Origin of the sequence: Tetragenococcus halophilus, from assembly GCF_001712815.1 — a bacterium.
Classification (GTDB): domain Bacteria; phylum Bacillota; class Bacilli; order Lactobacillales; family Enterococcaceae; genus Tetragenococcus; species Tetragenococcus halophilus.
Window position 1 is genome coordinate 1708322 of record NZ_CP012047.1, and the last position, 13285, is coordinate 1721606.

Sequence of the window (13285 nt, forward strand, 5' to 3'; positions counted from 1 at the left end):
AAATGACATTTAAAAAAGAAGATTTAGCTTATCGTATCGCTTTTGATACAAACACAAACCAATTTATGGCAATTGATTCAAAAGATGAACAACATGTCGCTTACGGTGTAACCATCGAACACGCAATTAAAAACTTAAATGCTGAAAAAGCCAACGTCTAGAGAAAGGATCTCTCAAATGAATTCAACTGTTTCTTCTTGCTGAAGCTGTTAGTAGTAATGAGCACTTTTACTGCTAACAGCTTTTTTGTATGCAAAAAAAGACGCTCAAAATGAGCGCCTTTTTTCTTCCTACAGACTACAAATACTGATTTATAGCCGTTCATTTAATTTACCTGCCAAGTCTTCATAACCTGGTTTACCTAATAAGGCAAACATATTATTTTTATACTCTTCTACTCCCGGTTGGTCAAACGGATTTACGCCATTTAAGTAACCTGAGATTCCTACAGCAATTTCAAAGAAATACATGGTATATCCTAATGTATACTCATCCATTTCTGGAATTTTCAATAATAGATTTGGAACATTGCCATCCGTATGTGCTAGTAATGTTCCTTCAAATGCTTTGGTATTTACAAAGTCAATTTCTTTTCCCTGTAAGTAACCTAATCCATCTAAATCGGATTCTTGTTTTGGAATAGAAACACTTTTACGTGGATTTTCTACTTTTACAACAGTTTCAAATACATTGCGTGTGCCATCTTGAATCGTTTGGCCCACAGAGTGAAGATCTGTTGAAAAGTTCGCACTTGATGGATAAATTCCTTTTTGATCTTTTCCTTCTGATTCACCGTATAATTGTTTCCACCATTCAGAGAAATATTGCATTCCTGGTTCATAGTTGACCAAAATTTCAATAGCTTTATCTTTACGGTGCAAAATATTACGCAAAGCAGCGTATTGGTAAGCTTCATTTTTCTTCAAGTCTGGATCCATATACGCTTTACGAGCATCAACCGCACCTTGCATTAAAGCGTCGATATCTGCGCCACTAACAGCAATAGGCAATAAACCAACAGGTGTTAATACAGTAAAACGTCCACCTACGTCGTCTGGAATGACAAAAGTTTCCCAGCCTTGCGCGTCAGCTTCTTCTTTTACAGCACCTTTTTGACGATCTGTTGTCGCATAAATTCGTTTATTGGCTTCTTTTTCACCATACTTATTAATCAGTAATTCTTTAAATACTCGGAATGCGATGGCTGGTTCGGTAGTTGTACCAGATTTTGAAATAACATTTACAGAAAAATCACGATCACCGATCATTTCAATCAGATCTGCAAGATAGGTAGAAGAAATGGAATTACCCGCAAAAACCACTTGTGGTGTCTTTCGTTGTTCTTTTGGTAACGCATTATAAAATGAGTGTTGTAAAAACTCAATAGCTGCGCGTGCTCCTAAATAAGAGCCTCCAATACCAATCACAACTAATACATCAGAATCTGATTTAATTTTCTCTGCTGCTTTTTTAACACGAGAGAATTCTTCTTTATCGTAGTTTTCCGGCAAGTCGATCCAGCCTAAGAAATCATTTCCAGCACCTGTTCCGTTTCTTAACGCTGTATCTGCAGCGGTTACTTGATTTTGCATATAGTCAAGTTCATGTTCACTAACAAATGGTGTTACCTTTGAATAATCAAATGAAATATGTCCCATGTTGCCTCCTCCTTAAAAAAGTAAAGTAGTAATGTATACACTGCTACTATACTTTTTTTATTATTGTTTTTCAAGTAATTATTCCATCATACAAGACCTTGCTCAGTCATTGCCTTAGCCACTCGATCAAATCCTGCAATGTTGGCACCAAGCATAAAGTTATTTTCTGAACCATACTCTTGGGCAGCATCACGAGTACTTTCATAGATCTTCTTCATAATCGTATTTAACTGCTTGTCCACGTCATTTTTTTCCCACTGCAAACGTTGTGAGTTTTGACTCATTTCTAAAGCAGAAACTGCAACCCCTCCAGCATTTGCTGCTTTTCCAGGGCAATAAGAGATACCTTTGTCAATAAAATATTCGCTAGCTTCCATTACACAAGGCATATTCGCCCCTTCTGCTACAATCTTAGCGCCATTTTCCACGATAACTTCTGCATTTTCTTTGTCAATTTCATTTTGCGTAGCACACGGAAAAGCAAGATCATAAGGTATTTTTAACTCCCACACATTGCCAGCTTCATAATATTGAGCCTGCGGGCGTTTTTTAGTATAAGCAGTTAAACGATCACGATCAACTTCTTTGACCTGTTTTAATAAATCTAAGTCAATACCTTCTTTATCGTAAATATATCCATTAGAATCGGAACAAGTCACTGGCTTAGCGCCTAATTGTTGTAATTTTTCAATCGCATAGATTGCCACATTTCCACTTCCAGAAACTGCTGCAGTTTTGCCTTTAAAATTTTCGTTTTTATCCGCTAAAAGATGTTTAACAAAATAGACAACGCCATACCCGGTCGCTTCAGTGCGCCCTTTGCTACCCCAAAAATCTAGTGGCTTACCTGTCAATACCCCGGTGTCATATTGTTTTAAACGTTTATAAGTACCGTATAAATACCCGATCTCACGAGCACCAACACCAATATCACCGGCTGGAATATCCAAATTTGGTCCAATATGTTTGGATAATTCTGTCATAAAGCTTTGGCAAAAACGCATAATTTCATCATCTGATTTTCCTTTTGGATCAAAATCACTCCCACCTTTGCCGCCGCCAATAGGTAAACCGGTCAAACTGTTTTTAAAGATTTGTTCAAAACCTAAGAATTTTAAAATACTTAAGTTAACGCTAGGATGGAATCTAAGTCCGCCCTTATAAGGCCCTAATGCCGAATTAAATTGAATACGATAGCCACGATTAACGCGCCAATTTCCCTGATCGTCTTGCCAAGGCACACGAAATTGTAAAATACGTTCAGGTTCAGTCAATATCGCTAATAAATTTTTTTCCACATATTCAGGATTTTTTTCTAAAAAGGGTTTTACAGTAGATAAAAATTCATCCACTGCTTGTAAAAATTCTGTCTGATGTGGATCTTTATTATGGACCGTTTCTTGTACTGCGGTTATTGCATCATTGATTTTTGTCATAAAAATACCTCCTCCGTATTTCCTGCTATTTTATCAGAAAAATTTTTTATGCGCACCTTTTTTTGTAATTTTCAAATAATTTTTCCGAAAAATCCAAAAAATATCATGAACTTAATGCGCTTTACTTATTAAAAAAAGACAATAGCCCAAGTAGCCAATTTTATAAATACTTATCACATAGCTACTCTACTATTGTCTTATTTCTGTACTATTCTATCATTGCATATTTTATACTGTAATATCAGCAAATTCACCATTTACCAAATTTGCTAAATCTTCTGGCGCAAGTTCGATCTGCAGCCCCCGTTTTCCTGCTGAAACTAAAATTGAAGCAAAATCTTTGGCTGTTATGTCAATATAAGTAGGAAATTTCTTTTTCATCCCTATAGGCGAACAACCACCTCTGATATAACCAGTTGTCTTTTCTAAGCCTTTTAAATGTAACATTTCAACTTTTTTATTCTGACTGACTTTTGCAATCTTTTTTAAATCTAATTCTCTATCTCCAGGAACCACAGCAACAAGTGTGCCGGTTTTATTTCCTACAACGACTAAAGTTTTAAAAATTTGAGAAATATTTTCATCTAACTCATCAGCTACATGATCAGCACTCAACTGCGCCTCATTCCAAGCATATTCATATTCTTGATAAGAAATATTTTGTTGTTCAACAAGGCGAATAGCGTTCGTCTTGTCTTTTTTCTTCTTACTCAATGAACTTCCCTCTCATCATTATCGCTTGTACTAAATTTTTCTTTTACACTTAATGTTTCTAACACAAATTGCAATTCATCAATAGGAATTTGGCCAGGTGCTGAGCTTTGCGCTTCATCCAATGAACCAAAAGTAAGAACAGAACCTGTAATCTCTCCTGTGATCCTTGAGACTTTCCCTAAATCTGACATAGAAATGGTTGCAATAGGTAATTCATTAAAAGCTCGAACTCTTGAAACAAGATTCATCATTCTTAATACGTCTTGCAAATTATGAGGCATGGCAGCGATTTTTCCAATATCGGCGCCAAATTGATTCATAACGCCAACACGATAAATCATCGTCGCATCTTCTGGTGTTTGGTCATAATCATGGCTACTCATCATGATTTTAGTTCCTTGAATTTTTAAATCTTGCACAAACTTACGTCCTAAATACTCAACTTTTCCAAATTCTATATCCATTAAGTCAACTTTTTGTGTGCTAGCTGCTGACAAACACAAATCATGGTACATTTTTAAAGAGACTGGCCGGCTTCCACCTTCTTCAACAGAACGAAAGGTATATAACAGAATTTTTTCTGGAAGAATCCCTGCAATCATTTCTAAAGTATCTATCATATCATCAATCTCTTCACTTTCATGAAAAAGATCAGCGCGCCATTCTACAATCTCAGCGACTGAGTGTTTTACACGATTTGCTTGTTCTGCTATTTCTTCTGTAGTTTTCCCCGTAATAGGCACACACATTTTAGGACGTCCGTTGCCTATCTTGGTATTTTTTATCTCTAACAAAAAACTCCCTCATTTCTATTAACGTTTTTCAATTTGATAAAAATAAACTTTTAAATAATCCCCTTCTGGAAAAGACGAATGAACAACATAGTCTTTAGGAAGATGAAATTTTTTTATTAATTTGTAAGTAACATTTTTCTCTTGCAAAGCTTTTTCAATCATTGTTTGGAATTTTTTAGAAGAAACATTGCCTGCATTGGTTGAAGCAATAATCATTCCTTGCCTATTTAAAATTTCTACACTATCTTCAACTAAGCTCCCATAGTCTTTAGCTACCCGGAATACTTTTTTCTTATTTCTAGCAAAACTCGGTGGGTCCAAAATAATACAATCAAAGCTTAAACCTTTTTTCTTGGCGTACTTAAAATAATCAAAAGTATCCATTACATGAATCATTTGTTGCTCAAGATCAATTTGATTTACATTAAACTGTTCTTTTGTTTTTTTCAAACTGCGCTTTGCTAGATCAACACTGGTGGTACTTTTAGCTTTGCCTACCGCAGCGGCGACAGAAAATGCGCCTGTATAGCTAAACATATTTAAAACATCTTTGTTTCTAACAAAGCCTGAAGCAAGTAAAGCTCTAACTTCTCGCTGATCTAAAAAGATTCCAGTCATTAATCCTTCATTTAAATATACCACATAATTTACATTGTTTTCTTTAATATGTAACGGTTCAGGAGCTTTTATTCCTGCAAGCAGGTTTGAATAGGGTTGATCTGTTTGAAAACGCAACTTTTCATAGATTCCCTTTACTTCGGGGAAAATTTCTTTAAAAGCAGAAATAATTTCTTCTTGTTTATTATATAAAGTACGATTATACCAAGAAACTACAGCAAAATCACCATATTTATCTACTGTCATACCCCCTAGGCCATCTCCTGCACTATTAAGTAACCGAAAGGCGTCGGTTTTTTTGTCCTGATAAAAAGCTCGACGTTTTTCTTTTGCCCGAAAAAATAATTCAACAAAAAATGCATGGTTAAGCGGGCGATTTTTTGTAGTTAAACTCCAACCCACACCATTATTTTGTACACCAAGATATCCTTTTGCAATACGTTTTCCTTCTTTGTTAACAAAATCGACCCATTGGTTTTCTTGTATTTGATCCATTAAATCATCTTTTTGTAACAAGGGATAGCCATTTTGTACACGTTTTGCCGCTTGTTGCGTGATCTTAATTTCCATATTTTCACCTGTTCATCTTATTCAATGCTTACCAATTAAGTATATCAAATCCTACAATTTTTGTCTTTCACGAAAGAATTGATAAGAAAAACTTAATTTGCCCTACACAAACCTAATTTTATTGACAGTCAAACCGGGGCTTAGTAAAATATTATTGATGAATGAAAACAGTAGAAAAATTTTTCATGACCCAGGTCAGAAAGTGAGGAACAAACTTTTGAAGAATGTAAAAATACCAAATCTTCTAAATACAAGATTAGGCTTTTTTGGCCTATTAACAATACTACTTTGGGCTAAAAATATCTTTGCCTATTTTACAGAATTTAATTTAGGTGTTGACAGTCCGATCCAGTATTTTATTCTGCTAATTAATCCAATAGCGACAACGCTATTTCTATTATCCATTGCTTTATATGTAAGAAGAACCAAGGCATCGTATTTTACCATGCTTTTTATTTATTTCTTGGTCACAGTATTACTTTTTGCAAATGTCGCTTATTATCGTGAATTTACTGACTTTATTACTATTAATACCATTTTAGGTGCCGGTAAAGTTGCTGGAGGATTGGCAGGTAGCACATTAGAGCTGCTAAAAGTAAGTGATATCTTCTACTTTATTGATTTTGTTATCATCGCAATCGCACTTGTTATGAAAAAAATCAAGTTAGACGATCGCCCCATCCGAGCTAGAACAGCTTTAGCTGTCACAGCCCTAGCTGTAATGGTTTTTTCAGGAAATCTATTTTTAGCAGAAACAGATCGTTCAGGTCTATTAACCCGTACTTTCTCTCGTGATTATCTAGTAAAATATCTTGGTATTAACGCTTATACAGCTTACGACGCTGTTCAAACTTATCAGACAACACAAGTTCGAGCAGAAGCTAGCCCTAACGATATGGATGAAGTTGAAGATTATGTTGATGATCACTATGCTGAGCCTAATGACGAATATTATGGCATGGCAGAAGGCAAAAATGTTATCTATATTCATTTAGAAAGTGTGCAACAATTTTTAGTTGATTATGAACTAGAAGATGAAAATGGCGAAAAACACGAAGTAATGCCCTTTATTAATAGCTTATTCCATGATGATAGTACCTTTAGTTTTGATAACTTCTTCCATCAAGTTGCGGCTGGAAAAACTAGTGATGCAGAAACATTAATGGATAACTCACTGTTTGGTTTAAACCAAGGATCGTTTTTCACGCAATTCGGTGGAAAAAATACTTTTGAATCAGCACCAAATATCTTAAAACAAACAAAAGATTATGATTCTGCTGTCTTCCATGGAAATGAAGGAAACTTTTGGAATCGTAATGAAGTTTACAAACACTTTGGTTATGATTATTTCTTTGACGCAAATTATTATGATGTCAATGATGAGAATTCATTCCAATATGGCTTACATGACAAACCATTTTTCGAACAATCTGCCCAATATCTTGAACACTTGCAACAACCGTTTTATTCCAAGTTTATCGCTGTATCAAATCATTATCCTTATTCTGAGTTTACAAATGATGAAGCTGGTTTCCCACTTGCTGATACACCAGATAACACAATCAATGGTTATTTTGCGACGGCGAACTATTTGGATACAGCTGTGGAAGAGTTCTTCGATTACTTGAAAGAATCTGGTTTATACGATAATTCCGTCATTGTTTTATACGGAGATCACTATGGAATTTCTGATGGACGTAACGAAAACCTAGCAGAATTATTAGGTAAAGATAGTAGTGAATGGGATAATTATGACAATGCTCAAATGCAACGCGTTCCTTACATGATTCATGTTCCTGGACAAGATAAAGGTGGCGTTGATCATACCTATGGCGGTGAAGTAGACGCGATGCCTACACTCTTACATTTATTGGGAGTAGATACCAAAAATTATATTCAAATGGGACAAGATCTGTTGTCTGACGAACACCAAGAAGTAGCAGCTATGCGAGACGGCTCCTTCGTATCCCCTGATTATACAAATTATTCAGGTACATTATATGATAACGAAAGTGGAGAGCCAATTGAATCACCTACAGAAGAACAACAAGCAACAGTTAAGGAATTACAAGATGCGGTCAATAAACAGCTTGAAACTTCCGATAAGGTAACACAAGGTGATTTACTTCGTTTCCACTCTGGAAGCGGGCTTAATCCAATTGATCCTAATGATTATGATTACAAAGATATTGATAAGCGATTGCTTAAAAAAGAGGAAGATTTAGGCGATGAATCTACCAGTATCTATTCAGAAAATGGCGATGAATCTACTGAGGATGAATATGAATCAAAATCCTATCAAGAGTATCATCCAGAAGCTAAGGAATAATTAGAAGAAGAAAACAATAACGAAAATAATGAGTAAGATACAACGAAAGAAATCCGACATCAATGATTGATCTCGGATTTCTTTTTTTTACTATAAGTTATTCATATTTTTTTCAAACTCATTTTATATACTAAAATCAAGAAGGTGAGAATTATGTCTTTTTCAAAAATTGCTTTAGCTAGTCTAAAATATCATCGACGTATGACTGCTTTTTATGTAATTTTTTTAGTCATTTCCTTTTTTTTATTATTTATTATTGATAGTTTAAAAATTTCATTACCTTTCATTTATAGTCATATGGAAGACTTATTGAGTTCTTCTGGCTATTCATTAGAAAAACAAAGCATCTTAGGATATATACAAGAACCTACTGAAACTATCGGACGTTATTATGATTTTGTAAAAAAAGCAGCCCTTATTTTTTTTACTGCGCTATTTTTCATTTATTTTTTTATTTGTCAAATAATCAAGGAAAAAGAATACCTGATTTGGAAAAACTCAGGTAACAGAACACTCTCTTGGGTTTATTTTAATTTATTAGAAATGATTTTCCCTTTATTCATCTTTTTTTTAATTTTTGCAGCTATGATAATGCTTCTTCAACATTTTTTTGTAGGAATTATTTTAAATCAACATTTGAAAATAATTGAAATGGTCCATGGTACAAATACAATCACTGAACAGTTTGGACAAGACAATCTAGACAATTTAGTCGTACGTTTTCCACGTACAAATCAGGCACTGATTCAGACAATTTTATTGTCTAGTAAGGAATGGACAAAAATTCTTTTTATATCACTTGGTCAAACCATGCGAAATTTTATTTTCTTAGTCTTTCCAACTCAAATCGGTGCAATAGGCGTTCATTACTTTTGGAGGCATAAATTTGGAACAAATAACTAATGTAGAACAATTAGCTGCTGGCTTTTATCTTGTAACAACCGACGTTTACAAAAAGAAATTTTTAGAGCAAAAAAACAAACGAACACAGCCCACTATTGGTGAAGTTACAGGAGATTGGCAGCAACTACCTTATTTATCATTAAAAGAAAATATTCTTCTAGGTGTAGAAAAAACCAAACGTCCAAAACTTTTATCCTATGTCAAATTAGCTGAGATTAATCCCAGGTTATTTACCAAGCAGAAAAACGAACTTTCTCAAATTGATAAAATCAAATTACAATTTGTACACTTGTTGTTAAAAGAAAATTCGATTATTTACCTTCATGACTGTTTTGATCAAATGACTGTTGGACAAATGCAATGGCTTTTAGGTTTTTGTCATCAACTTGTCCAAAAGTACTCATTACGCATATTACTATTTAGTAAAAATGAGCAACTACTCCACTCCATAAATATTGACGAAATTCTTTAAATAAAAACAAATAGCCGAACTATATGAAGAGATTACTCCAAGCTTCCAGCTGGTTTTAGTCGTAAATTCACGATAACCAGAAAATCTCACTAAGTATAGTTCGGCTGTTTTATTTTTTATTGCATTTTCTTATTCGACTTCTTTATCCGGATCAGTATCAGGGAAAGTGATAACAAAGCTAGTTCCTTTATTTGGCTTACTGTGAACCTCGATTGTTCCTTTATGCATGTTTACCAATTGTTGTACGATTGGCAATCCCAAACCTGATTCTCCAAATTTTTTATTTTTTCTAGAAGGATCAATTTTATAATAACGTTCCCAGATATTATTTACTTGGTCTTCAGTCATACCAATCCCAGTATCGGTAATCGTGACAATCGTCTCTAAATAACCCTTTTCAATCTTAATACGAATTTCGCCATCTTCAGTAAACTGAATAGCATTTTGAATAATATTAACAATAATTTGAACAAACCGATCATAGTCAGCAAAAATTGGAACTGATTCACTTGTTTCTAAAATCAGTTGATCATTGGCTTCTTCTGCTTTTTTCTCCATTTGTACTAATATCGTTTGTAATGCTTGTGTTCCGTCAAATTTCTTCACTACAATAGAAATTTGGTTTGTTCGGATTTTTTCATAATCTAGGTTTTCACTGACTAAACGAATTAAACGATTGGTTTCATTTTTCATTAAACGAATGGCATTATCCTTTTGATCTTCTGGAATCGCTTGGTATTGCAGTCCTTCCAATAAACCATTAATTGTAGTTAATGGTGTGCGCATCTCATGGGAAGCATCTGACATAAACTGTCTACGTCGCTCTTCTTGCCGATCGATTTCTTCTTGTGATTCTTTTAAAGAATCCGTCATTTTATTGAAGTCCTCAGCCAATTCATCAAACTCATCGCGATGACGTGAAGGTAATTTGTTATCAAAGTTTCCATTAGCGATTTCTTTTGTTGCTTCCTTCATCCGGTTGATTCGCCTTACCAGAAATTTAGCGTATAAAAAGCTAATCACCAAAGCAACAATGACAGATAAGACAAATCCTTTTAGTAAATTATTGGTAAATTCTGTCACTGAATTTTTTACATTTTGAGCCGATTGCGTCACAATCAGCGCACCATAAAAGTCATTATCTAAATTAAAGGGAATCATCGCATAAGAAGTCGCTTCTTCTTCCCCATAAATATTCTTACTGGCTGTTACTTGTTGTTGCTGTCCTGCATGAAGTTGCTTCCAAAAATTATTAAAGGGAAATGAAATCTGCTTTTCTGGTCTAGTTGGATAGAGCACTTCTTTAGAATCAGTAATAAAAGTAAAATGGACATTTTGTTGGTTTAACATCGCCTCTGAACGATTCAATGAGTTTTGAATCGCTGTCTCCAATGAATTGGCCGGCATATTTTCATTGATTTCTTCTACAACCGCATCAGCATAACCAAAAAGTTGATGGTAATTGTTCTCTTCGATGGTTTGTTTAGTCATCTGGGTAAAAGTAATCCCTAGTGTTACCAGCGTCACTAAGATCACAATCCAGAAAGCTAGCAACTGTTGGTATAAATAACGCATTATTCAACACCCGAATCATCAAACTTATAGCCAACGCCCCAAACCGTTTGAATAACTTGTGGTCCAATTTTTTCAATCTTTTGCCGTAACTTTTTGATATGAGCGTCTACTGTTCGTTCATCACCAAAGTATTGATAATCCCACACTAACTCAAGTAATTTTTCGCGGGAAAATACTTGTCGCGGCTTATTTGCTAATGTGTAAAGCAAATCAAATTCTTTAGGCGTTAGATCAACAATCTCTGCGCCATTTAAATAAGCTTCTCTTGTTTTTGTATTCATTTGAAAATGTGCTGTTTTTACATCAAATTCCGTATCATTTTTCGAAACCTCTTTAGTTGTTGCGGTACTTCTTAAATCACTACGACGATGCAGCGCCTTTATTCGTGCAATTAAAGTCAGCGGGCTAAAAGGTTTAGTTACGTAATCATCAGCGCCAATTTCAAGACCAATCACTTGGTCACTTTCTGAATCTCTAGCCGTTAGCATCACTAATGGTACCGTACTAGAAACTTCGCGAATTTTACGAGCTACAACCATGCCATCTACCTCAGGCAAATTTAAATCTAGTATAATCATATCCCAATTTTGTGGATTCTCTAAAAAAGCATCAATTCCGGTTTGTCCATCATATTTAAAAGTCACTTCCCACCCTTCATTTACAAAAAACATCTGCATCATTTCACAAACAGATTCATTATCTTCGATCATTAATACATTCATGTTGCCACCTCTTGTTTATTGATCTTTTGTGATTTTATTTTTATGACAAATCACAACATTCTAGTCATTTTAAATAAGATACTAATAATTGTTCATTTCTCATTCTTTTACTAGTATAACTTAAATTAAAATAACGGACCAATAAATTATCACTTTCTTTGAGAAACCTTTGTAATTTTGTTACAACGTCTTATATAATTTTTTAAATTAGCTGTAAATTGAGGAAACCTTTTATGACACCTTATAGACATTTAATTATTTGAAGCTTTTCATTCAAAAATCGACAAAAAACAAAGAATTTTTATCTATATTTATCTATTTATTTACGTTAGGTCTATTCCTTTTTCTTTTAGATTATCCAAACAATCCTGGAGATATAAAACATCGTGTTCCTCATAAATCGGTTTTTCCAACTTTAAACTTTTTATGCTTTCGTATTTTGGACAAGTTTGACCCCGGTATAAAGGATCAAACCATTGCTCGTTTGGTTTATATCCTCTTTTTAAGATTTCTTCCATAACCAAAACATGGTATTGATACAACTTATAAGGCGAATGATTGAAAACATAATTTACCGTCGCATGGTTTTTCCCCCACCCTTTTCCACGTAAGGCGCAACATTCTCTGTGTTGCCCCAATAGTTGTTGTCTAGGTAATAATGGTACCAATTCTTCATGCCATAAGCGCATTACTTTAACCTCACTTAACATACATTGATTTATAAATTATTACAGATAATTTTCTCGTATAAAGATTCTATCATAAAAAAACTAACAAGAAAAAATGCTTCTGAAAGCTGAAAAATCAGCAATCAGAAGCATTGATTAATCTCCAAATGGAGACGGCGGGAGTTGAACCCGCGTCCAGACATATTGCCTCTTGAATATCTACGCTCATAGTCATCTCGATTAATTTCGCTTTATAAGCCGTCGAGTGACAAACCGCTTATAAAGCTAGTCTGATGATCTCTTCATTAACTTCCAGACGGAAAGTTAATGCGTATCCCACTTAAATTTGAGACCCTTATTCGAGCACATGGGCGATGCCGAGAGGATCTACGCTAGCTGGTTTTACGCAGCTAAAGCGTAAGAATTGTTATTATTTTTAGCAGTTATATTTAACTGAGCGTTTTTACGTAGACGCAACCTACAAAGCGCAATTCAAGCTCAATCTATGCCTGTCGAATCCGTAACGTCCCCTTAATTAAGGGGGTATTTCTACCAATAATTAGTATAACATATACAAAATCTATTTCAAATAATTCGCTCATCAAATATGACATGTGTGAAATATAACTTATTTAATTTGTAATAAAAACTAATGAACCTGTAATCGGTACTTATGTTATTCTATTGAATAGAGGGGGACGAGTATATGGAAGATATTTTCTTTGCGCCATTCGATTGGTTATATCGTCAATTCTCTGGTTCATAATTATTGAATAGCCGCTCGAAATACCTTTTGAAAGACTTGGCAAAATAGCGTCAAGTCTTT

Annotated in this window: 12 protein-coding genes and 1 other RNA gene; 4 read left to right on the forward strand and 9 right to left on the reverse strand. The window is 34.4% G+C overall.

What is annotated here, in order from left to right; genetic code table 11:
• Positions 1–2: 2 nt before the first annotated feature.
• Positions 3–161, forward strand: coding sequence for a hypothetical protein (locus AC806_RS12045; protein WP_014124212.1), 159 nt, complete (start codon positions 3–5; stop codon positions 159–161).
• A gap of 150 nt (positions 162–311) precedes the next feature.
• Here AC806_RS12045 and AC806_RS08120 read toward each other — a convergent pair whose 3' ends face one another.
• From AC806_RS08120 to AC806_RS08140, 5 genes are all read right to left on the reverse strand, one after another.
• Entirely contained in the window at positions 312–1658 is a 1347-nt protein-coding gene (locus AC806_RS08120) for a glucose-6-phosphate isomerase (protein WP_014124211.1), read from the reverse strand.
• A gap of 86 nt (positions 1659–1744) precedes the next feature.
• Positions 1745–3094 carry an NADP-specific glutamate dehydrogenase gene (gene gdhA, locus AC806_RS08125; RefSeq protein WP_014124210.1) on the reverse strand — a complete coding sequence of 450 codons (1350 nt, stop codon included), beginning with the start codon at positions 3092–3094 and terminating at the stop codon, positions 1745–1747.
• Positions 3095–3322: 228 nt separating this feature from the next.
• Complete coding sequence (ybaK, locus tag AC806_RS08130; RefSeq protein ID WP_061840077.1) at positions 3323–3808, reverse strand: Cys-tRNA(Pro) deacylase; 486 nt, start codon at positions 3806–3808, stop codon at positions 3323–3325.
• Positions 3805–4602: a type I 3-dehydroquinate dehydratase gene (aroD, locus tag AC806_RS08135; RefSeq protein ID WP_014124208.1), complete on the reverse strand. Its 798-nt coding sequence runs from the start codon at positions 4600–4602 to the stop codon at positions 3805–3807. The genes ybaK and aroD overlap by 4 nt, the downstream gene beginning before the upstream one ends.
• 18 nt (positions 4603–4620) lie before the next feature.
• Positions 4621–5790, reverse strand: a complete 1170-nt coding sequence (locus tag AC806_RS08140; RefSeq protein ID WP_061840078.1) for a class I SAM-dependent rRNA methyltransferase — start codon at positions 5788–5790, stop codon at positions 4621–4623.
• Positions 5791–6007: 217 nt separating this feature from the next.
• Here AC806_RS08140 and AC806_RS08145 point away from each other — a divergent pair, with 217 nt between their 5' ends.
• The 3 genes from AC806_RS08145 to AC806_RS08155 all read left to right on the forward strand — a co-directional run bounded on the left by AC806_RS08145 (position 6008) and on the right by AC806_RS08155 (position 9494).
• Positions 6008–8119: an LTA synthase family protein gene (locus AC806_RS08145; RefSeq protein WP_041591777.1), complete on the forward strand. Its 2112-nt coding sequence runs from the start codon at positions 6008–6010 to the stop codon at positions 8117–8119.
• Between the two features lie 153 nt (positions 8120–8272).
• Positions 8273–9022: a hypothetical protein gene (locus AC806_RS08150; protein WP_061840079.1), complete on the forward strand. Its 750-nt coding sequence runs from the start codon at positions 8273–8275 to the stop codon at positions 9020–9022.
• Positions 9006–9494 (forward strand): hypothetical protein, encoded by a 489-nt coding sequence (locus AC806_RS08155; protein WP_014124204.1) that lies wholly within the window; start codon positions 9006–9008, stop codon positions 9492–9494. The genes AC806_RS08150 and AC806_RS08155 overlap by 17 nt, the downstream gene beginning before the upstream one ends.
• Before the next feature lie 129 nt (positions 9495–9623).
• Here AC806_RS08155 and AC806_RS08160 read toward each other — a convergent pair whose 3' ends face one another.
• The 4 genes from AC806_RS08160 to ssrA all read right to left on the reverse strand — a co-directional run bounded on the left by AC806_RS08160 (position 9624) and on the right by ssrA (position 12990).
• Positions 9624–11069 carry a sensor histidine kinase gene (locus tag AC806_RS08160; RefSeq protein WP_061840080.1) on the reverse strand — a complete coding sequence of 482 codons (1446 nt, stop codon included), beginning with the start codon at positions 11067–11069 and terminating at the stop codon, positions 9624–9626.
• The gene (locus tag AC806_RS08165) at positions 11069–11791 is read right to left on the reverse strand and encodes a response regulator transcription factor (RefSeq protein WP_014124202.1); all 723 of its coding nucleotides are present in this window, start codon (positions 11789–11791) and stop codon (positions 11069–11071) included. The genes AC806_RS08160 and AC806_RS08165 overlap by 1 nt, the downstream gene beginning before the upstream one ends.
• A gap of 323 nt (positions 11792–12114) precedes the next feature.
• Positions 12115–12480 (reverse strand): TIGR02328 family protein, encoded by a 366-nt coding sequence (locus AC806_RS08170; RefSeq protein ID WP_014124201.1) that lies wholly within the window; start codon positions 12478–12480, stop codon positions 12115–12117.
• 144 nt (positions 12481–12624) lie between these two features.
• Positions 12625–12990: a transfer-messenger RNA gene (ssrA, locus tag AC806_RS08175) on the reverse strand.
• Positions 12991–13285 lie beyond the last annotated feature (295 nt).

Excerpts from the sequence above, each read along its gene's own strand:
- AC806_RS08150 (WP_061840079.1), top strand. The coding sequence starts at position 8,273 with ATGTCTTTTTCAAAAATTGCTTTAGCTAGTCTAAAATATCATCGACGT.
- AC806_RS12045 (WP_014124212.1), top strand. The coding sequence starts at position 3 with ATGACATTTAAAAAAGAAGATTTAGCTTATCGTATCGCTTTTGATACA.
- AC806_RS08120 (WP_014124211.1), bottom strand. The coding sequence starts at position 1,658 with ATGGGACATATTTCATTTGATTATTCAAAGGTAACACCATTTGTTAGT.
- AC806_RS08140 (WP_061840078.1), bottom strand. The coding sequence starts at position 5,790 with ATGGAAATTAAGATCACGCAACAAGCGGCAAAACGTGTACAAAATGGC.
- AC806_RS08165 (WP_014124202.1), bottom strand. The coding sequence starts at position 11,791 with ATGAATGTATTAATGATCGAAGATAATGAATCTGTTTGTGAAATGATG.
- AC806_RS08160 (WP_061840080.1), bottom strand. The coding sequence starts at position 11,069 with ATGCGTTATTTATACCAACAGTTGCTAGCTTTCTGGATTGTGATCTTA.
- gdhA (WP_014124210.1), bottom strand. The coding sequence starts at position 3,094 with ATGACAAAAATCAATGATGCAATAACCGCAGTACAAGAAACGGTCCAT.
- AC806_RS08170 (WP_014124201.1), bottom strand. The coding sequence starts at position 12,480 with ATGCGCTTATGGCATGAAGAATTGGTACCATTATTACCTAGACAACAA.